Source organism: Micromonospora sp. NPDC047730 (genome assembly GCF_043204765.1).
In the GTDB taxonomy this organism is placed as follows: domain Bacteria; phylum Actinomycetota; class Actinomycetes; order Mycobacteriales; family Micromonosporaceae; genus Micromonospora.
Map to the genome: position 1 here is coordinate 163,697 of NZ_JBIDCU010000013.1, position 21,412 is coordinate 185,108.

The following is a 21,412-nucleotide window of genomic DNA, read 5'->3' on the forward strand; positions in this document are numbered from 1 at the left end:
TTCAGCGCGGTTGGACGGTGTCGTAGCGCAGGCCGCTGGACAGCTCGCCCGTGCCGGTGTGGCGGGCGCGGCCCAGCCACAGGTGCACCGAGCCGTCGGTCCACCGGGCGAGCTGCCACTGGCGCAGCAGTCGGGTGCCGGCGCGCGGCACCTCCTCCTCGGGGATGGCCAGCTCGACCAGGTCGTCGCCGCGCCAGCGCCAGTCGAGCAGGCGGCTGTGGCCGGTGACCGCGACCGGCGGACCCTCGCGGGACGGCTGTTGCAGCGGGACCCGGCGCAGCCGGACCACGTCGGGCCGGTCCTGCGTCGGCCCCGGGATCAGCGGCACCCAGTTGTCCGGCACGGTCGTGGCGAAGGCGTACGACAGGCTGGGCACCATCTCGGCGTCGGCGACCGGCGGTCGCGGCGGCGGCGCCGCCCTGCCGACCTGGGCGCCGCGGTCGATCGGCCGGCCGGTGGCGCCGGTGACGGTCCGTTCGACGGCCCACGCCAGGTTCGCCATCTCGTCGCGGCCGAGGCGTACCTCCTCCACCGGCTCGGAGTCGAGGGTGGTGGCGGCCGTGGCGGGCAGGACCAGCACGTCGGCCGGCCCGCCGGCGGTCGCCCCGGACGGGCGGAACAGCGCGGTGTCGTCGGGCGCGGCCGGCACGAGCGTCTGGATGCCGAAGGTGTCGGTGACGATCAGCGACCGGATCCGGGTGGCGGACCCGACGGGCAGCTCCAGCGGCACCAGGAAGTGGTCGTTGCCGTAGACGAGGCCGTACTCGACCAGGAACATCCGGGCCAGGTCGCCGGCGCCGGCGCCGATGCCGGCCAGGTTGACCCGGGCGTCCTCCAACTCCCAGAAGCGGGTCGAGGGCATGCCGGCGTACGCGACCGGGGTGGGCAGCAGCACCTTGACGACGTCCTCGACCGCCGGGGCGGCGTCGAGGGTCACCCTGGGCTCGTGGTCGAAGTGGTACCAGTCCAGCCGGTCGCCGTCGTACTCGTGGGCGGTGAGGACCAGTTCGCCGGCGGAGCCGTGCGCGCCGACGGCGAAGTCGTACTCCAGCCGCTCGCGCCGCCACGCGGAGCCCTCCTGTCCGGGGGCGCTGAACAGGGGCGTGAAGTCCTCGGGCGGCCAGGGCGGCGCGGCGGGCCGGGACGCGCCCGGCGCCAGCACGGCGGGCAGTTGCAGCAGGTAGCCGTCCGGCGGGCCGGCGGGGCGGGGCGGCACGCCCAGCCAGGCCATCCACTCGGCGATCGCGGCGGTGACCGCGCCGACCAGGGCGGAAGGCACCTCGTTCTCGGCGACGAACCGGCCCTCGGCGCAGGCGCGCAGGGCCAGGTCGCCGTGCGGTACGCGGCCGGCGGCGATGCGCAGGTAGCCGAGGGTCTCGGCGTCCGCGGCCGACGCGGCGTCGGGCGGCTCGGCGGGGACGGGATACCTGGCGCACAGCCGGGGTGCCAGCGCGCCGGCACCGGCGGCGGCGAGCGACCGCAGTAGCTGCTGGCCGCTCTCGACGGCGAAGCGCAGGTCGCCGGCGCTGGTGGCGGACTCCCGTTCCACCACCGCCTCCAGGGGAGTGGCGGCGGGCAGGCCGACCGTGCTGCCGGAGGCCGTGCCGGGCCGGTAGCGGGTGAACCGGGCGGCCTCGGCGTGCACCCGGGCGCTGACCGGCGAGCCGGTGTCCTCGCCGGTGAACTCGCCGAGCTGCCACTGCCGGGCGAGCAGCCACAGCGGGTCGGCGGTGCGGGCCTCCACGGCGGGGGCCAGGTCGGCGCGGCGGGTACGCGGTTCGAGGCGGGTCCAGGTGGTGACCGACGGGGTGTGCGTGTCGGCCAGGGTTGGTTCGACGGTGGTCATTGGACCTCCTGTCCGCCCTGCGGCGTGAGCGTCGCGTCGGGGACGAAGTCGGTGGTGGTCGTGGTCTCGGCGACGTTGGTGGGGAAGTAGAGGGCGGGCAGGAACTGGCCGGCCGCGCCGAGGGAGTCGACGTCGACGGCGCGGGCGACGGCCAGGTCGAGGGCCTCCTCCAGGACGTTGGCGAGGGTGGCCGGCTGCCACGTCGCGGCGCCGTCGGGCGCGAGGCCCAGCAGGACCGCCTGCGGCGCGGCGGCGCCGGGGGCGTCGTACTCGAACGTGAGGCCGGTCTGCACCCGCCCGGCGGGCACCACCTCCGTCCACTCGTCGACCAGCAGGCCGTGCACCGGCCGGGTCGGGTCGATGCCACCGGGGGCGACGACGACCAGGGAGACCGGTTCGGTGTTCGCGCGCGGCGGGGCCTCGCCCACCCAGCGGTCGCCGGGCGCGTACGGCAGCTGCGCCACCCGGACGGTCGCGGGCAGCTTCACCACGCCGCCGGCGTCCAGGGCCTGCGCGGTGGTCAGCACCTCCTGGAGGCGGCCGACGGCGGGGCGGACCCGGCCGTAGCGGGACAGCCACCGGCGCACCGGGTGGGGGGAGCCGCCCTGCAGCGCGTCGCTGGCGGCCAGCGCGGTGGCCAGTTGCTGCGGCTGGGGCGCGCCGGCGGCGGTCAGGACGGGCATGTCGGGGCCGAGCAGCGCCCGGACGCGGGCGATCTGGGCGTCCCGCCGCCGCGCGGGGGGTGCCGACGGCCGGTCGAAGTCGGTGGCCGGGTCGCAGGTGCAGGCCGACGGTGGGCAGGGCGCCCGGTCGTGCAGGTCGGCGACGACCCGGCAGTGGGCGGCCAGCCGGCGGTCCAGCTCGTGGCCGGCGACCAGGGCGGCGTCGGCGACCGCGGCGGCGGTGCCGGCGGCCGGCGGCGGGGGCACCGCGCCGGTGACGCCGAACCCGGCGGCGGTGTCCAGCAGCAGGCGGACCGCCGTCTCGTCCCAGCCGGGCGCATCGGCGGCCGGGACGTCCCGCAGCGCGGCGGCGGCGTTCCGCGCCGACTGCCACAGCTCGTCGGTCTGCGCCTTCGTCACCGGATCGACCTGCGGGGGCGCGTCGGGGTCCAGGCCGAGGTCGGCGGCGAGGACCGGCCGGGAGCGGCCGAACAGGTCCCGCAGCACGTTCACGGCGTGCAGGAACTCGGCCAGGCCGATCTTGTCGGCGGCCCAGGCCGGGTCGCGGTCGTAGTCCAGCTCCAGCGTCCAGTCCGGTCGCACCTCGGCGGGCAGCAGCTTCGCCCAGGTGACGAGGGCGATGCGGCGGTCCAGTTCGGCGTCGTCGGGGCGGCCGGGGTGCGGTGGGGCGGCGAGCAGGTCGATCGCCGGGGTCTGCAGCCGGTCCAGGCTCGCGTCGCGCCACGGCGCGGCTGTGACACCGTCGGGGGCGTGCCAGCGGTAGCGCCAGAACACCCGCGGCGAGGGCGGCAGCAGCACGGAGGTGAGCGCGTCGGCGGGGCTGCCGATGATGCGCGGGTGCTGGGCGCGGGCGGCCGGCCAGTCCTGCCGCAGCGGGTCCATCCGGTCGTCGACGTTGATCAGCAGCAGCACCCGGTGGGTGAGGGTCGCGCCGGTGGCCGGCGTGCGGGTGACGTGTAGCTGGGGTGGGCTGGTGGCGGCGCCGGAGGCGGCGTCGACGGCGGCCGCGGCCCGGTTCGTGTCGCCCAGGGCGAGCTGGTGGACGCTCTCGGCGAGCAGCGTGTCGGCCACGGCGTCGGTGGCGTCGGCGAGGTCGGCGAGGACCTGCCGCACGGCGCCGCGGGCCGCGCCGGGCAGCGCGTCGAGCTGCGACTCGATGGCCCTGGCCTGGTGCAGCCGGTGCAGTTCCAGCCCGTCGACGGTCGCCGCCGACTCGACGGTCGCGGTGACCGTGGTGGTGTCGTCGTCGGCGTCGACGCGGTGGGCGCGCACCGGCGCGAGCCGGCGGAACAACGGCAGGAACTGGTCCAGCGGGCCGTCGGGGTGGTCGTGCAGGCCGCGCTCGAAGCGGTAGCCGAGCAGGGCGCCGAGGCTCTGGCCGGCGCGGACGCCGTCGAGCAGTTGCTCGGCGAGGCGGACCCGGCGGGAGGACAGGTCGACGGCCATCGGGTGGTCCCCGCCGTGGTGCGAGCGCCACGCGCTGCGCAGCACCGCGGTGGTGACGGCCTGCGCCGGCGAGGGGGCGTGCACGTGACCCGCGCCGTCGGGGGCGACGGGCAGCGTGGGCGGCGCCACGGTGTCGGGCACGTCGGCGGGGCGGGGCACCAGCCGGGGCGGCCCGGCCGGCCGCAGGTCGACCAGCCAGCCGTACCCGCCGACGTGCACGCCGGTCGGGGGTCCGGCGGTGAGCTGGGCCAGCCGGCGGGTGGCCAGCGAGGTGATCCAGGCGTCCAGCCGGTGCGTGGCCAGGCCGAGGGTGCCGGCGACGTGCCGGTGCAGGTCGGCGGGGGACAGCCCGTCGTCGAGCGCGTCGCCCAGGTCGGTCAGGGCGGCGCGGAAGGCGCGCAGGTCGGTGGTGGCCCGGACGTGGCGGGGGTCGACCTGGGAACTGGCGAGGTAGCTGCCGACGGTTTCGCCGGGGGCGCCGGGCACGGGCACGGCGAGGCGGCGGCGCAGCACCGGGGTGCGGTCGTGCGGGCGGATGTCGACCAGTTCCGGCTCCGGGACCTCCGCCGCGGCGGGCAGGGACGCCTCGCCGGCGAACGCGTGCGCGGCGGCGGAGTGCTCGGCGATCAGGGCGGCGCGCAACAGCCGGTGGAACAGCGGCACCGGCCCGTCACCAGGGCTCGCCGGCACCTCGTCGCCCTCGAGGCCGACGGCGGCGAGCGCGTCGAGGTACGCGCGGATCCGGTCGGCGCGCGGCTGTCCGGGCCCGTCGAGCAGGGGCGTGCCGAGGGCGTACGCCTCCTTGGCGAACACGGCCAGGGACAGCCGCGGGTCGGTGGGGCTGCCCAGCCCGAGGGCGGCGAGCAGGTCCCGGGCCGGTTCGACCACCTGCTCGCGCCAGTCCGGGCCGAGGCCGAGGCGGGCGAAGCGCCACAGCCAGCTGACGTACTCGTTGCCGAGCATGCTGCGGGCGCGTACCTCCAGCACCCGCGCGTCGGTGGCCAGGATGTCCAGCAGGGTGCGCTCGGGGTCGGCGAGGCCCGGGACGATCCGGGAAACGGGGGAGGGCAGCCACACCTGCTGCCACAGCCTGGTGAGCAGCCCGACGGCCCGGGCCTCGCCGCCGCCGGCCGGGCGCCAGTCCCGCAGGCTGGCCACCGGCAGCAGCCCGTACGGCTGGCGGCCGACGCGCAGCGTGGGCAGCGGCCCGTCGGCGTGCACGTGGGCGACGAAGTGCTCGCGCAGCGCGGCCTGCTCGGCGGGGGTGGCGACGGGCAGCAGGTCCCGCAGCAGGGCGCCGAAGCTGGCCGGCCAGAGCAGGCGGCGCACCAGCCGGCCGCTGGGGCGGTCGGCGACGGTGGCGCCGGTGCCGCGGGCGAGCGCGGTCGGCGCGCCCTCGCGGGTCGGCGTGCCCCGGGCGGCGGTCAGCGCGTCGTCGGGTTCGGCGGTCAGCGACACGCCCAGGGCGGCGGCGACCAGTGCGGCGGCGGCCTCCGGCGCCTCGGCGTCGGTGGCGGTGTCGGCGGCGCTCGGCGCGGCGGTGGTGGGGGCCGCCGCCGGCGTGGCGGTGGCGGTGTTGTTGGTGGGGGTGTCGGGGGCGAGGAACGCCAGCCCGTCGGTCGCGGCGTGCGCCTCCAGCAGGCGCCCGAGGGCCTTCGCGGAGGCGTCGGGCGCGGCGGCGGTGTCGAGCCCGAACACCAACAGCCGTTCCACCGTCTCCGGGTTCCCGTCGGTGCCGGTGGGGACGGTGACGGTCAGCGCCATGCCGGCGGCCTCGGCGGTGGCGAAGTCGACGGTCCAGCGCATCCCGGCGTCCACGGGCGGCGCCTCGGCGGGCACCTGGTCGATGGTGCCGGTGCCGCCGGCCGGCACGGGGGTGGGCCCGACGGGCAGGTCCGGGGTGACGGTGCCGGAGGTGCCGGTGAACAGTCGGCCGCTGGCGGTGCGGCCGACGGCGTACCAGCGGGTGGGCAGCAGCCGGGCCCGGGCCGGTTCGCACCAGGGGCCGGGGCGGGGCTGCGGCTCGGGGAAGTCGCCGGCGACGGGTTCCATCACCCGGGCGATCCAGGCGGCGCGGGGCGCGCCGAAGCGGCGGACCAGGTCGTTCCAGGCCGCGTCGTCGGGTGCGCCGGTGACGCCGCCGGGCCGGCCCTCGCCCCAGTACGCCCGGCCGGCGGCGATCTCCTCGGCGGTGAGGTCCGGCTCGTGGTCGTCGACGTGGATCTGGTCGGGGTAGACGCGGATCTTCAGGGTCGCGCCGGCGAACCGGGTCTCCAGGCGCACCGGCAGCATGACCGCGGGGGCGAGCGCGGACAGCGTCCACGGGGTCTGCGTCAGCACGGTGGCCAGCGGCGGCCGGTTCGCGGCGTACGACGAGGTGGTCATCAGTGGTTCTCCGGCGTCGGTAGCAGGTCGCTGGCGTGGCGGGCGAGCAGGACGGGGCGTTGCAGCACGGCGAGGGCGGTGTCGGCGGCGTTGCGGCCGTGCCGGGCGGCGAAGACGACCGCGTCCGGCGGCAGCGGGTCGCCGGTGAGGTCGACGCCGAAGCGGGGCGCGGCCGGCTGCTCGCGCAGCAGGAAGAAGTAGCCGGCGGGGCCGGCGGTCTGCCGGGTGGCGCCGCGGGCGACGTCGGCGGTGAACGGGAACCCGAACAGCAGCAGGTCGGGCGACAGCCACGCGTGGAAGATGGGCAGGATGTCCGGCCCGGCCGGTTCCCGCTGCTCGGGGCCGGTCCACGTGGCCTGACGCATGGTGACGATGGTGGACGGGTAGCGGCGCAGCAGCTCACCGCGGATGACCAGCACGAGGGACTGCTCGCCGGGGGCGCCGACGGCGGTGAGGTGGCTGCCCAGCGGCCCGTTGCGCCAGGCGTCGTCGGTCAGCGGCGGGATGTCGGTGAGCGGCGCGCCGGCCGAGAGGGCGCCGCGGACGTCCCAGAACTGCCGGAACCAGGTCTGCCGCGGGTCGGCGGGGAACTCCCGCCACAGCATCTCCCGGCTCATCTCGTGGTTGAGTCCGACCAGGAACGCCTCGATGAACCGGGGGTTGGCGGCCAGCGCGGTCATCGTCTCCGGCGCCACCGCGGGCAGGTTCGGCACGACGTGCTCCTGGGACAGGCCGCGCAGCAGCTCGTAGGCGGGGACGGTGAAGCTGACCCCGGCGAGCAGCCGACGCAGTGGGTCGCCGCTGTCGGGCAGGGCGTCGACCAGGTCGCCGTCGCCGAGGCTGAGTCCGGCGAGCACCTCCCCGGCCACGGCGGTCTCGGGGCGGACCGTGTCGCGTACGGCCGCCGCGGCGGTGGCGAGGTCGACCGTCGCGGGCCGGTGGTTGCGGGCCAGCGACTGCGCCGGGGCGAGCCGCCCTTGGTGGGCCGCGGCGGCGGCCATGAAGTCGTCGCCCATCCGGGCCCGGTCGGCGACGAGGTCGGCCCGCAGGTCGGCGATCGCGACCGTGCAGCCGCGGGCGGTGCCGGCGTCGGCGGCCCCGGTGACGGTGACCGCGGGGCTCCAGCTGACGGGTACGCCGGCGGGGTCGAGGTCGAAGGCGGTGCGGTAGGTGATGGTGGTGCCGTTGCGGCGGGCGACGACGAGGTCGGGGCGGCGGGTGCCGGTCACGTCGGCCACGGCGATGCCCGCCCCGGCGGCGCCGGCGACGGCCGCCTCGTCGGGCACCGCGCGGGCGGCCGTCCAACCGCCGACGATCCGGCCGCGCCGGTTGAGCCCGAGCCCGGTGAGGTAGCGGGCCACCGGGGCGGCGCCGACCGAGCCGGCGGCGAAGACCAGCAGGTCGGGAACCTGGTCGCCGGTCATGTCGACCACGTCGACGCCGACGGCGGTGATGGTGTCGAGCTGCTGCGGGGTGGGCTGCGAGTCACCCCACCCGCGGGTCACCGCACCGGCCGCGTCCAGGCCCCACCCGACGCGGTAGTACACCCGGTTCTCGGTGCCGCCGGGGCGGCTCACCCCGTACGCGACGACGAGTTCGGGCTGCTCGTCGCCGTCGAGGTCGGCGAGGGCGACGTCGAGGCCGGTGGCGTGGGCGCTGACCGGGTCGGGCAGCTCGTACGGGCCGGTCCACCCGGCGGCGGCGGTGCCGGTGGCGGTGGCGTCCCGGCCGATCCAGTAGCTGATCCGGCAGGTGCCGTCCGGGCCGGGCAGCAGGGCGGCGGCGACCAGTGCCGGGTGGCCGTTCGGCGCGAGGGGGCCGATCGTGGTGGCGGTGGCGCGGGCCGCCACGGGGATGGCCGGTCCGTCCACGGCGGCGGTGAGGACGTTCTCCCGCACCGCGCCGTCGTCGCCCACGTTGTGCCCGATCTGCATCCGGGCGCGGCTGCCCGTGCCCACCGGGACGGTGTGGGTGAACAGCAGCGACGCGAGCAGCCCCACCCGGGGGGCGAACCGCAGGTGCGCCGGGGCGGGCGCGGTGTCCGGGCCGGCGCCGCGCGGGTCGGCGGGGGTGCCGTGGTCGATCCAGCCGGTCGGGGCGTAGCCCCACCGCCACGAGGTGAGCCGGCCGTCGCGGGTCACGGCGAAGATCTCGCCGCTGCGGAACTCGCCGAGCACGGGGCCGGGGCGGTGCCGGCCGAGACCGCCGGCCGGCGCGGACCCGATCACTTCCCAGCCCCAGTACTCCCGTTCGTGCCCGTCGTGGTAGTAGCGGTAGCGGCGCATCAGGCGCACGTCGGCCGGGTTGGCGTCGGGCGCGCCGAGGGCGATGATCGACATTCCGTCGTCCTCGCCGATCTGGGCCGCCTGCTGCCCGAGCGAGACGAGCCGTCGCCCCTCGGGGGTCGCGTCGTGCCGGTAGAGGGAGCCGTCGGAGAGCTGGGAGACCAGCCAGCCGTCCGTGGTGAGGTAGGAGAAGCGGGACCCGTACGCGGACGGGTGCTGGCTGGCCGGGGAGCCCCACACCGGCGGGATGGCGTCGTTGCCGACCTGGCTCCACTGCCCGCCGTGGACGAACAGCCGGTTGTGGCTGGTGGCGACCAGCACCGTCGTCCCGATCGGGCGGGGGGTGCCCCAGAGCCGTTCGGTGGACCACATCGCCGGCGTCCCCAGCGACGTCCACGACTCGGCCGCCGGGTCGTAGCGGTACAGGTTGCCGTCGCCGCCGAGCAGGTAGACGAGGTTGCCGCCGGCCGCCGGGCGGCTGCGTACCCCGAGCGGCGGCGCGCCGCAGTCGCGCCACACCCACCGGTCGCCGTCCCACCGCCGCTCGAACAGGCGGCTGTCGCGGGTGCGGACGAACACCCGGTCGGGTGCCACGGTGGCGCCGGAGGTGGCCACGGCGGTGCCCGGCGGGAGGCCGTGGTCGCGCCACACCCACTGCTCGCCGACGCGGCGGCGTTCGAACAGCCGACCGTCGGCGGCGCCGAGGAAGAACCGGTCGGCGCCGAGCAGGTCGCCGGCGTTGGTGGCCACGGTGGTGAACGGGTCGTCGGCGGCCAGCGCCCCCACGCCCGCCGTCGCGGTGACCCGGCCGTCGGCGGCCAGCACCTGGACGCCCGCCGTGACGCCGGCCGTGCTGGTGGTGTGCCACCACGGGTTCTGGGCGGCCTGCTCGATGACGGCGCGGGTCAGCGAGCCGAGCCCACGGCCGTCGGTGACCAGCGTGTCCAGCACCTTGCCGCCGGCGGGCACCTTCGCGGCGGGCACCGCGCTGGCGCCGCCGGCCAGCCGGGCCAGCGCCGCCGGGCCGCCGTCGGCGTCGACCCGGCGGGCGAGGGGCCCGCGGGGGCGCAGCAGCCGGCGCAGCGGCGCGCTGGTGGCGGCCCGCGCGCCCGGGTTGCCGTCGAGCTGCCGGTCGAGCGGGTCGCCGGCGGCGGCGAGGCGGGCGCCGGAGCCCGCGTCGACGAGGTCGTGCACCGGCTGGGTCATGGCCACGAGCTGGTCGTCGCCGACCGGCGTGCCGGGGGAGTCCGGGTCGACCCGGCGGGCGAACAGGGCGGTGGCGGTGTCCCGGGCGGCCTGGCCGCGGCGGAGCTGCTCGTTGGCCTCGCGCAGCTCGGCGGCCCGTTCCCACGCGGCGGCGGCCAGGTCCTCCTGGTGGCGTTGCACCACCTGGGTGCCGAGGGCGGCGGCGGCCCGGTATCGGGGGTCCAGGTTGAGTCCGGCCAGCCAGCGCGGTTCCGCGTCACCGGTGGGGACCTGCCCCTGCTGGGTGTGGATGTTGCCGTACAGCGGCGGGGTCAGCCGGTCGTCGGCGTGGCGCAGCAGGTCGGTGAGCGCGCCCTGCCAGGCCTGGCGGACGTCGTCGGCCCAGACGGTCGGGGTCATGCCGGGCGCGGCGAGGGCGCCTTCGAAGCCGAGCACGGACCGGCCCTCGACGCCCTCGTCGTCGCCGGCGGGCAGGCCGCCGCCGGGCGCGGCGATGTCGACCGGCTGCCGGCCGACGTCGTCGGGCAGGACCCGGGCCCGCAGCCGGCGGGCCAGGGACTCGAAGTCCCCGTCGGGCCCGGTGCGGAACGTCCAGTGGTGGTAGACGGGCAGCAGCACCGGATCGTCGGGGCCGGGGTGGGCCGAGTCGGGACCCCAGGCGGGGGCGAGCGGGCCGGTGTCGTCGACGGTCTCGCCGAGCCCGGCGCGGACCCCGGCGGCGAAGGCGGGCACCACGGCGGCCAGGTAGTCGGTGCCGGCGGCGAGCCGGCGCGGGCACACCAGCCGCGACAGGGTGCGCTCCGGGGCGGAGGCGATCACCGCGGACAGGTCCTCGTCGTCGTCGGTGACCAGCACCTGGGCGTGTGCCCACGCCCACGACTCGGCCAGCACCGGCAGGTGCCGCACCGTGGTGGCGAGCCGGGCCAGGGCCTGGCCCGGCTGCGTGCGCAGCTCCGCGCCGTCCTCGCCGACCGGCACCACGACGAGGACCAGCCACGGGCGCAGCGCGCCGTTGTCGTCGGGCCGCGCCGGGGTGTACCGCCACGGCAGGTCGGGGTTGTCGAACTCGACCGCGGCCAGCAGGGACACCTCGACGTTCTCCGCGCCGGGCGCCGGGTAGCTGCGGATGATCTCCTGCGGGTCGACGCCGACGACGTCGCCCGGCCCGTGCAGCAGCGCCGTCGAGGTGCCGGTGATCTGCTCGGTGTCGCCGGTGGCGGTGTCGGTGCCGAGCGCGGCGACGGTGAGGGTCACCTCGGCGCGGGGGCGCGGCAGCGCGCCGGTGAGGGTGTCGGTGTGGGAGACCACGCGGGCGACGCCGTCGCGGACCCAGGGCAGGAAACGCAGGCCACCCATGTCAGCAGACCTCCAGCTCGACGGGCGTGATCCTCGGGTGGGGAACCCGGACGCGGGGGCGGCGCGGCGCCGCCGGGGCGGCGGTCGCGCGCCGCTGCGCCGGCACGGTCGCGGCGGCGCGCGGCGTGCGGGCGGCCGGCGCGGTGGCGGCCAGGTCCAGGGTGGGGCCGGTGAAGCGGGCGGCGCCGCCGTGGCGGCTGCCCGCGTAGGCGGCCGGCGCGGTGGCCGCGAACCGGGCCAGCAGGTCACCGCCGCGGGCGGCGAGCCGCGCCGTCGCCGGCTGGGCGGGCAGGGGCCGGCCGGCGGCGTCCGGGTCGTCGATGATGATCCGGTCGTACGCGGAGTCGTCGGCCAACTCGGCGAACGTGGTCAGGTCGGCCGGCGGCAGGGTGGTGTCCTCCGGCAGCGCGACGGTCCGCCCGGCGGCCAGCCGCACGAACCCGGGGGTGGTGAGCTGCTCGACGGGGGACAGGTCGCGGAACTGCCCCGGCGCGAAGTCGTCCTCGACGGTGTCGCCGAGGGTGCCGGACAGCGCGTCGTCGCCGGTGCCGACACTCACCCCGGTCAGCGTGAACCGGTTCGGTCCGCTGATCCGGGACGTGCCGACGCGCTGCAGGTCGGTGTCCAGCGGCAGCACGTTCTCCCGCACCGACAGTCGCGCACCGGGTTGCAGCAGCATCGGCCCGGTCCAGCCGGTCAGGTCGCGCAGCGTCACCGGCTCGCCGGCGCCGATGGCGGGACGGATCTCCCACGCCTCGGGTGCGGACAGCGCCACGCGCAGCGTCTCGGCGGCGTCGACGTGGGTGGGTTCGTCGGCCGCGGCGGTGTCCCCGTCGGTCCAGGAGAACTTCGCCGACACCTCCCAGAACAGGAACTTGATCCGGGCCTCGCCCCAGGCCTTCCACGGGCCGGGGCCGGAGACCCCGATGAGCAGGTTGATCGCGAGCAGCTCCTTGTCGCCGTACTTCAGCGACACGGTGGCGCCGATCTCGGCGGTGAACCAGAACGGCTTGAACTGGAACATCACGTCGAGCCAGGCGCGGCCGTCGATGACGAAGCCGCCGCCCTCGAAGTGCAGCTTCAGTTCGGCGCCGAACTGGGCGGTGTTGCTGGTGACCGCCAGGTAGGCCAGCAGGTCGATGCCCTTGCCGGACTTCTGCAGGGCGATGCTGAAGCGTTTGACCGGCGGGAAGCCGGGCGGGGGTGTGTAGCGGGGGTGGAAGCCGCCGATCGACATGGCGAAGGTACGCCCGGCACCCCAGCGGGCCCGCAGCGCCATCTCCCCGGAGACGGGCCGGCCGAACAGCTTCGAGTCGATGAGTGCGGCATCGAGGCTGATCTCGCGGCGGGCGAAGTCGACCATGCCGAAGGAGTCCAGCCGGAACCTGCCGGCGTCGGAGAAGTCGATCACCAGCTTGCCGAGCAGCAGGATGCGTACCGGGTCGGGGAACTCGACGAGCACCCCCAGGTCGGCGACGACCTGCCCACCGAGGAAGTTCAGCCGCACCATCGCCCCGAGGACGGTGCCGGTGGTGTCGACCGGGAACAGCCGGCTGAGGGTGGCGATGACGGCCGGGGCGTTGGCGACGGGGTCCTGCGGGAACAGCAGCGCGTCGAGGGTGCCGGAGCGGGCGGCGTTGCGGAACTCCTCGGGGTTGCTGCGCCGGTTGTGCCCGACGACCAGGCCCAGGCCGGTGATGGAGATGCCCCAGAACAGCATCAGCCCGGGGAACCACTCGTACGTGCCGGCGAGGAGCAGGGAGAAGCTGTGCCCGCCGTCGGCCTCGGTCAGCCGGCTGCCGTCGGGGTTGCGGGTGTTGACGATCGCGGTGGCCTGGAGCCGGAACCCCTTCATCGGGGCGAGCGGCGTGGTGGAGGTCATGCCGAGCTGCAGGGCGCCGGCGTACATGCCGCGGGGCTCGTCGACGAACAGGTAGCCGCCGCCGGAGACGAAGCCGTTGTCCATCCGCAGCGCGACGCCGTCGGGCGCCTTGAACCCCGGGGCCAGGTTGGCCACGCCGAGGTTGCCGCCGCGGGCGGCGTCCCCGCTGCCGGCGGGCAGCGCGGGCGGGAAGGTGAGGTCGGCGCGGACGCCGATGTTCTCCACCGTGACGTGCAGCGGCCCCAGCGTGGCCTGCACGGTGGTCGTGATCAGCAGGCTGACCTCGCGGGTCCGCGTGGAGGCCTGCAACGCGATGCGCAGCCCCTCGATGCCGATGCCGTGCCAGGACAGGTGCACCGGGTACTCGGCGACCAGGGCGGCGGCCCCGGCCAGGTGCAGGCCGGTGCGCATCGACCAGGCGGCGCCGAGGTCGAGGCCGAGGCGCAGTCCGTCGGCGGGCAGCAGCTTGGCGAGCAGTCCGTCGCCGTCGCCGGCGCGGACGACCAGCTCGGCGCGGCCGGCCTGCACGCCCAGCTCGACGTCGTCGCGCCCGGCGCCGAGGCTGGCCCGGCCGGTGACGACGAGCTGCCCGACGGCGAGGTGGGTGCCCTCCGGTGCGCCGATGATCCAGCCGGGCTCGCCGGCCGGCGCGATCCGGGCGATCTCGGCGGCCCACTTGACGACGGCCGCGTCGCCGCTGAACGTGACCCCGTCGCTGTTGACGGCGATCGCGGGGCCGGCGCCGCTGAGGTCGGTGGCGACGTTCCACGCGCCGATCGACCCCTCCAGGTGCGCCTCGCCGGTCGGGGCGAGGATCACGGTGAACCGGCCGTCCCAGCTCGCCAGGCCGAGGGTGACGCCGACGCCGAAGGTGGGCTGCCACGGCGCGAGCCCGCCGCCGGTCGGTGGGGGTTCTCCGCCGGGGGTGCGCAGCCCGGTGAACCGCAGCCGCAGCAGGCTGTCCGCCAGCCGTCGCCCCACCTCGCCCTGGTCGGGGCCGACGCCGGGGCGTACGCCCTGGTCGGCGTCGAGGCCGAGGGCCCGCAGCGCCCGGGCCAGCCGGGGCAGCAGCCGGGCGGACAGCTCCGCCACGCCCTCCGGGGTGTCCCAGCCGGCCGGGGCGTACAGGCCGCGGAAGTAGGCGCCGGGGTCGGCGACGAGGTCGACGACACGTTCGAGGTGCAGCTCGTCGCGCCGACGGGGCAGCCGGATCGGGGCGTCGCCAGGCGGCATCGGCGCGCTGGGCAGGCCGTCCGCGGCGGGGGTGACCAGGCCCAGCAGGTCCAGCACGGGCACCATCCACGGCGCCCGGCGCAGCAGGTACGTCAGGATCAGCAGGTCGAGCAGGTCGTCGGCGAGTTCCTCGGGCAGGCCGGCCACGTCGGGCAGCTTCCCCTGCAGCGTCGGCGGCAGAGCGCCGATCCTGCCGATCGCGTCGCCGGCGGCGGCACCGAGCTTCTTCACCGCCTCCAGGCTGTCCAGCTCCGCCTCGGCCGCCGCGCCGAGCGCGTCGAGGGCCGGGCCGATCGTCTTCACCCAGTCCTCGAAGCGGGCGGCGTCGAACCCGCTGACCGCCTCCAGGTCCCAGCCCAACGCGCGCATCAGCCGGGCCCGCCGCCACGGGTCGTACGCGGCCAGCACCGGCTCGGCCAGCAGCCGGATCTCGTTCCACAGCAGTGCCAGCGCGTTCTTGGCGTCGCTCATCGTCCATCCCGTCCCTTGTGCTGCCGGCCGCTGTCCGTCGCCGGTCGTGTGCTGCTCACGCGGTCACCCTCAGCAGGTCGCCGAGGTCGAGCCGCAGCGACCCGCGGGCGGCCGACAGGCCCCGCTCGGCGGCGGGCAGCGCGTCGAGCGGCAGCGTGTAGTGCCGCCCCGTCGGCCAGGACGGCCAGGCGGCGAGCCGGGTCAGCGCGGTGGCGACCTCGGCGTCGCCGGCGACGACCTGGCCGATGGCGGTGATCAGCGCGGTCTCGTGCGCGTCGGTCCAGCCGGTGGGCGCCCCGCTGAAGTCCGCGCCCAGCGCCCTGGCCTTCGTGAGCACCAGGTGCAGCGGGGTGGCGGCGCGCGCCCGGGTGCGGAACTCCGGCTTCTCCGCGTTCGCCGACGGCGGCCCGACGGCGACGAGCTGGTGCGCCCGGTGCTGCTGCCAGCAGGCCAGCAGCGCCACCGCCCGCTCGGAGGTGAACACGTCGCCGACGCGGGCCCGCCGCGGGTTGCCGTCCGCCCCGGGCACGTTCGCCACGGTGGGGGAGACGTCCGGGTCGGGGGAGTCCCAGTCGGTGGCCAGCAGGTCGTGCAGCCGCTGCCGGGCGAACGCCCAGATCCCCCGGCGGACGCCGTCGTGGCCGCGCAGCGCGAGCGCGTAGCGGTGCATCCAGTGCCACGACCGCAGCCCCAGCAGCTCCAGCGTCGTGCTGATGCCCTCGCGGGCGGCGCCGGTCGCGTCGGTCCGCGCCGGGCGGGCCCGCAGCACCCGCAGGTCGGTGAAGAGCAGCCCGCCGCCGTCGCGCCCCCACCCGGGCACGGCGGTGACGCCCGCCAGCCCACCCAGCGCGTCGTAGGCGTCCCGGTCGGTGGCGCGCAGGAACGCCAGGTACGCCCACATCTCGCCCGGCTCGGAGTTCAGGTCGAGGAAGGTCGGCACCGACGTCGGCGTGACCAGCGGGCCGTGTGCCCGCCAACCGAACGGCCCGAACCGGATCACCGCCGGGTCGTCCGCGGCGACGGCGTCGAGGTAGCCGCCGGCGGCGTCCGGCACCCGGTTCTCGGCGACGGCCCGCAGCACCTTGAAGGTGGACAGCTGCCGGGCGGCCCGCGCGCCCGCGTCCCCGCCGGCGTCGATCGCCGCGACCAGCGCGGCCAGCGACGGGCCGCCGCCGTGGTCCTGCGGGCGCGGCAGCACCGCCTCGGGCAGCAGCTCCGACTCGGCGTCGAGCACCGGGCCGCTCCACTCGGCCCCGGTGGGGTGCGCCCGGTATGCGCCCAACCGGATCAGCTCCGGGTACCCGTCCGGGGCGCGGCCCGCCCCCGCCGGCCGCCCGGTGACGACCCGTGAGTACACCCGCCGGTCGGCGGCGGTCACCTCGTCGAAGTTCCACACGTTCGGCTGGTCCAGCCGCTGCGGGACATCCCCCGCCACCTGCCACGCCTCGACCACGACGGGGGAGCGCCACCGCTTGTCCAGCCAGTGCTTGATCGCCACCTGGGTCGCCAGGTCGGCCATGCCGCTGACCGGCCCGAGGTACCGTTCGGCCTCCGGCACGTCCACCGGTTGCAGCCGGTCGGAGTAGCGGGGCGCGGTGGCGCCGGCCGGCTCGACCGCGGCCCGCTCCCGGCGGGCGTACGTCTGGAACTCCAGCACCGCCCAGTAGGTGAGCAGGCCGTACACGCCGTCGACCTCGGCCGGTGCCAGGAAGCCCAGCGTGGCCAGGTCCTGCTGCAACCGGGTCACCCAGCGGTCCTTGACCAGATCCGCCGGCCGCTCCAGCCCGTCGTAGCGGGCCTTGGCCGTCGCGGTGGCGTCCCGGTCGTCGGCGCGCAGGTTCCACCCGCCGTACGGCGGGGTGACGGCCAGCGAGCAGCCGAAGGACAGGTCCACGGTGAACGTGGTCAGCGCGGCCGCCCGGTTCTCGCCGGGCAGGTGCCACCACAGCCTCTGCGTCGCCGACTTGCACTCCCCGTCCGGCCAGTCGAAGGTGACCTCGCCGAGGTTGTTGCGGCCGACGATCTCCTTGCCGTTGCCCCACGACCCCTTGTAGTGGTCCAGGTTGCGGGCCGCCGCCAGGTACTGCCCGAGCGCCTGGTCGCGCGGCAGGCCCGCCGGGTCCACCACCGACTCCGGCGTGCCGTCGCGGCGGACCTCCGGGTCGGCCTCGTCGTGGCGGACGAACTGCACGTGCACGTTCCACTCGGGCTGCCGGGTCAGCACCTTCAGCGCGTCGAGGTCGCTGACCGAGGGCCGCCCGGACACCCACCAGCCGGTCACGTCGTCGGCGGCCAGCGTCACCTGCACGCCGGCCTGCATCCGCTGGCCCTCCTTGTCGGGCAGTTCGTTGGCCCAACCCACCAGGTCGATGCGGCCGGTGCCGTCCAGCAGCGGCAGGTACCCCAGCGCGTGCAGGATCCGGGTCTTGCCGTCCTCGTTGCGGAACCCGCTGGACACGAACCCGGCGAGCACCCCCTCGGTGCGGTTGACCCCCTCGAACGGCTTCGCCGGGTCGGGCCCGCACGCGTACGGCAGGGTGGCGGAGTAGCGGATCCGCTCGGCGGAGCCGAAGTGGATGTCGCCGCCGAGCATGACCAGCCGCCGCCGCCGGACACCGTCGGCGCCGGGTGGCGCCGCCGCGAACAGCCGGGCCAGGATCTTGTGTACGGCCGCGTCGCTCGTCACCCACGCGTCCTCCGCGTCGGCGTCGTACCGCCCGGCGAACACCCTCGCGAGGGGCTGCGCGAGCTGCTCCAGGACGGGTACGCCGAACAGGGCGACCGGCTGGGCGACGACGGTGACCGCGTCGTCGCCGAGCACCCCGCCGCCGCTGATCATCTCGTCGAGCGGCTGGTCGTCGTAGAGCAGACCGCCCGGCTTGCCGGCGCCGGCCGGGTACTGCCGCCAGGTGCGGGTGTCCAACGCGACCAGCTGGTAGCGCGGCCAGGTGACGGTCCAGTGGTAGGTCAGCGCGCCCGCCGGCCGGGCCAGCCGGCCCTCGCTGGTGACCGCCGTGGGCAACCCGAGCCGGGTCCGCAACGCCAGGTCGTCGCCGTCGTTGGGGGCGGCGACCCAGCCGCGCAGCGCGGCCAGCGCCGCCCGGCCCGGCTCCCCGGCGGCCCCGGCCTCGGCGTACCGCTCCGGGGCGTTCCCCCACGCCTGGAACACCGCGTACGCGGCCAACGCGTTGCGCACCACCCGCCGCCCCAGCGGCGAGTTGACCACCGCGTCGGTGACCCACGAGCTGGTCATGTTCCAGTCGTCGGTGACCTCGTGGTCGTCGGCCACCATGTACGTCGCCACGTTCGCCAGCTGCCGGCGCACCGCGCCCAGCCCCTGCCGGAACATCCGCAGCGCGAGCGCCTGCCGCTGCCACCGCTCGAACCGCTCGATGATCTCCTTCTGCTGGGCGCTGGGCGTGTACGCCCGCCCGGCCAGCATGAGGTCGTACACCGTCTCGCCGGGGCGGCGGTCCTGCGGGTCCTTCAGGACCCGGGTGTCCGCCGGCAGCACGTGCTCGAACCTCGGCCAGCTCTCCGGCCACAGCACGTCCGACCAGACCAGCAGGTACATGCACAGGTACTCGCGCAGCGACATCAGGTGGCTGTCCGCCGCGCCGGAGGTGAACTTCGCGTCCTTCGCCATCGCGTCGGCGCGCTTGCCCGGCGCGTACCGCGCGTCCGTCGGCTGATCGGTCGTCCCGACCGGCAGCACCTCGGCGGCCAGGCCCAGCCGGGCGGCCACCCCCAGGTACGCGGGCACCGCCGGGTCGCTGCCGTTCGCCGCCAGCGCGTCGTGGCCGTGGATCAGCGCGAGCAGCGGGTCGGCCACGTCGTCGGCGTAGATCTGGTCCCCGCCGAGCACCAGCTGGTGCGGGCGCTGGGCCGGGTCGCCCGCCGAAGCCGCGATGATCGGGTCCAGGGCGGGGAACGCGTCGTAGCCCTCGCCGTGCGGCTTGCGGCACGACCCGTGGAAGATCCGCAGCCGGTTCGGGTCACCCGGCGGGGTGGCGAAGGTCGGGAACGCGGGCACGGCGGCCGGCGCCTGCGGGTGCCCGACATACGTCAGCGCCGCCCGCGCCGCCGCCGCGTCGGCGGCGACCACGCCGGCGTCGAACAGGCTCCCGGCGGTCGAGCCGCCGGAGAACCCCAGGTCGTAGCCGTAGAGGACGCCCGGTTGCAGGGTGACCCCGCTCGCGGTGACCGCGACGACGTGCAACCGCTCACCGAGCCGCACCGTCGTACGGCTGGCGGTGCCGACCGTGGCGCCGCGGGCGAACCCGGGAGCCGCGCCGACCGCGAACACGTTCAGGGTCACCGTGCACTCCGCGCGCAGCGCGACGAACACCGTGACGCCGGTCGGGTCGACCCGACGTACGACGGGACCGCTGAGCACCAGTGGCAGATTCGACGGAGCCGTCATCGCACATCCCCTCGCCCATGGCCGAGCGACGGGACGGTGGGAGTCGCGCGGTGTCTACGACGATTGAAGTCGCCGGGATCCGCCGCGCCTACCGCGCAACGGTGCGGAAGACCCGTCCCGGCGTTCGGCAACCACCGGATCCACGACGGGCGGGGCGAGCCGTCCGGGCGGGCCGGGCGTCCACTCAGTCCGTTCCTCTGACGGAGACCCGACGCCGGCTTGCCGCCGGGCATCGCGGCGCGGTAACACCGGCAGCGCCGGGCCAGGTGCCGACGTGGTCGCATGCCTCTCCCTCCCCGTGCGGACGCCGCTCCGACGGCCGGTGTCGGCACGGGAACGTGGGTCCGGATGTCGTGGCGGCCGGTCCGTCACCCCGTGTGGTGCGAACGGGCTGTGCCGGGCGTAGCCGTTGCCGCGCAACGGTTCCGGCGGGTCTGCCGGCCACCTCGCCCGCAAGTCTGTCGGCCCGGGGGGTACCAGCGACAGGGTCCGCTGTCCCGGGCGGCCGGGACACGGGGATCGCATCTTTCGGCCGTCCGCACGACAACCGCTACCCGTCCATCCGGCATCGTCTACCGAAATCATCGGCTACGGCCCTGGCGCCGCCACGATCACCTGCGCAGGCGACCTGTGTTGTCTCGTAGACGGGCGTAGTAGTGCTCTGTTCGGTCGGCGTGTCGTGGGTGGTCGGAGTGGTCCGGGTTGCTTCATACTTCATCGGCCCACGAGAGCTTTCGGTAGTGCGGCAAGGGCTTGAGGCGTTCGTCGTGGACGTGCTCGTGTCGTTGGTCCGGTCGGATTAGTGCAGGACGCCGAGCAGGGTCGATGTTCCTGCGGTGTCGCCGTGGGTCTTGCGAGCGGCAGCCCGCCAGGCGTCGTGGACCGGGGTAAACCTGCCCGCCGTACGCCTGTTCCAGCGTGGTCGCACCGGGCAGCGTCCAGACTTGCGCGCTGCAGCGTTCGTCCGGACAGCCCCGGAGGCCCCGTACGGGGCTCCTGGCGGATGGCCGCATAGAGCTCGACCATCGGGCCGTGGGGCTCTGAGGGGTGCTGCCGCCAAGCGGCTCGGGGCGGAGCGGATCATTGCCTGGGACGGCACCAGGACCGGGCCGCAGTCGCCCGGCCTTCTGGGGCCACCGATCACGTCGCGAAACGCGGCGAGGCGGCCGTCGCACACGTCAAGGAGCTGACCGGCGGCCTCGGTGCCACGAGCGTGCTCGAGTGCGTGGGCACCGAGCAGTCGTGGGAGACCGCGACGGGTATCGTGCGGGACAGGCTCGTGGTGCCGTGGCGCACGTAGTCATGGGTACGGCGCTCGGGCACGCCCGGCATCATCGGCAGTATCGGCGCGGTGCGATCGAGGGCCTGCATCTGGGACTTCTCGTCGACCGCGAGGACCATCGCCTTGTCCGGCGGATCGAGGTACAACCCGACCACGTCCCGGACCTTGTCGATGAACAACGGATCGGTGGACAGCTTCCAGGTGTCCACCAGGTGAGGCTTGAGCCCAAACGCCCGCCAGATCCGCGACACGGCCGTCTGGTTGAGCCCAGTCGCCTTCGCCATCGACCGAGTCGACCAGTGGCTATCCTGGTTAGGCGGCGTCTCTTCGAGGGTCTTGACGATGACCGCCTCGACCTGCGCGTCGGTGATCTTCCGCGGCGCACCAGGACGAGCCTCGTCCTGCAACCCCGCCAGTCGCTGCGTGATGAACCGCTTGCGCCACTTACCGACCGTCGGTAGCGACGCCCCGAGTTGCCGTGAGACCTCGCTGTTGGACAAGCCATCCGCACACGCCAACACGATCCGCGCCCGCAACGCCAACGCCTGCGCCGTCTTCCCACGACGAGCCCAGCCCTGCAACACGTCCCGCTCCTCAGCGGTCAACGCCAGCAACGCCAACTTCGGAACGTTCACCGGGCTGGTGACACGCCGAGTGTCGTCCGTTTGGACGAGGCGGTAGGGGCTCACTCTCGACGGCGGTGATGGCGCTGCTGAGAGCGGGGTACGCGGGTTGGCCGAGCCGGTACGGGCACGGCGGTTGACGCGCCGCAGCCGGCCCGCAGGGAGCGACCTGCAGCGCGAGATGCCGGCTCGCGCTCCCCGTTACCTTTTTGATCGTCCCCAGCCGGGGACTGCTCGGTCGCCCGGCTCGGTATGACTTACTGCCCCTGTCGTGCGGATGATCCGGGGGGT

At 75.9% G+C, this 21,412-nt stretch carries 6 protein-coding genes and 1 pseudogene; 1 reads left to right on the top strand and 6 read right to left on the bottom strand.

Annotation, left to right across the window (positions count from 1 at the left end):
- Window position 1: 1 nt before the first annotated feature.
- The 5 genes from ACGF5G_RS26385 to ACGF5G_RS26405 are packed head-to-tail and all read right to left on the bottom strand — an operon-like array spanning window position 2 to window position 19,216.
- The gene (locus tag ACGF5G_RS26385) at window positions 2-1,846 is read right to left on the bottom strand and encodes a hypothetical protein (RefSeq protein ID WP_393267373.1); all 1,845 of its coding nucleotides are present in this window, start codon (window positions 1,844-1,846) and stop codon (window positions 2-4) included.
- Window positions 1,843-6,360 carry a hypothetical protein gene (locus ACGF5G_RS26390; RefSeq protein ID WP_393267376.1) on the bottom strand — a complete coding sequence of 1,506 codons (4,518 nt, stop codon included), beginning with the start codon at window positions 6,358-6,360 and terminating at the stop codon, window positions 1,843-1,845. The genes ACGF5G_RS26385 and ACGF5G_RS26390 overlap by 4 nt, the downstream gene beginning before the upstream one ends.
- Window positions 6,360-11,207 carry a hypothetical protein gene (locus tag ACGF5G_RS26395; protein WP_393267379.1) on the bottom strand — a complete coding sequence of 1,616 codons (4,848 nt, stop codon included), beginning with the start codon at window positions 11,205-11,207 and terminating at the stop codon, window positions 6,360-6,362. Before ACGF5G_RS26395 ends, ACGF5G_RS26390 begins: the two co-directional genes overlap by 1 nt.
- A 1-nt stretch (window position 11,208) precedes the next feature.
- Window positions 11,209-14,793, bottom strand: a complete 3,585-nt coding sequence (locus tag ACGF5G_RS26400; protein ID WP_393267381.1) for a DUF6603 domain-containing protein — start codon at window positions 14,791-14,793, stop codon at window positions 11,209-11,211.
- Window positions 14,794-14,848: 55 nt separating this feature from the next.
- On the bottom strand, window positions 14,849-19,216 hold the full coding sequence (locus tag ACGF5G_RS26405) for a peptidoglycan-binding protein (RefSeq protein ID WP_393267383.1): 4,368 nt from the start codon (window positions 19,214-19,216) through the stop codon (window positions 14,849-14,851).
- A 1,087-nt stretch (window positions 19,217-20,303) separates the two neighbouring features.
- On the opposite strand from ACGF5G_RS26405, the gene ACGF5G_RS26410 reads away from it, so the two are divergent.
- On the top strand, window positions 20,304-20,516 hold the full coding sequence (locus ACGF5G_RS26410; protein ID WP_393267391.1) for a zinc-binding dehydrogenase: 213 nt from the start codon (window positions 20,304-20,306) through the stop codon (window positions 20,514-20,516).
- Here the strand turns inward: ACGF5G_RS26410 and ACGF5G_RS26415 are convergent.
- Window positions 20,489-21,133, bottom strand: a pseudogene (locus tag ACGF5G_RS26415) (IS630 family transposase); the annotation flags it as partial. The gene ACGF5G_RS26410 and the pseudogene ACGF5G_RS26415 sit on opposite strands and share 28 nt — an antisense overlap.
- Between the last annotated feature and the right edge of the window lie 279 nt (window positions 21,134-21,412).

What these genes read in the sequence shown, in the direction of transcription:
- ACGF5G_RS26395 (WP_393267379.1), bottom strand. Translation starts at nt 11,207, where the DNA reads ATGGGTGGCCTGCGTTTCCTGCCCTGGGTCCGCGACGGCGTCGCCCGC.
- ACGF5G_RS26405 (WP_393267383.1), bottom strand. Translation starts at nt 19,216, where the DNA reads ATGACGGCTCCGTCGAATCTGCCACTGGTGCTCAGCGGTCCCGTCGTA.
- ACGF5G_RS26400 (WP_393267381.1), bottom strand. Translation starts at nt 14,793, where the DNA reads ATGAGCGACGCCAAGAACGCGCTGGCACTGCTGTGGAACGAGATCCGG.
- ACGF5G_RS26385 (WP_393267373.1), bottom strand. Translation starts at nt 1,846, where the DNA reads ATGACCACCGTCGAACCAACCCTGGCCGACACGCACACCCCGTCGGTC.
- ACGF5G_RS26390 (WP_393267376.1), bottom strand. Translation starts at nt 6,360, where the DNA reads ATGACCACCTCGTCGTACGCCGCGAACCGGCCGCCGCTGGCCACCGTG.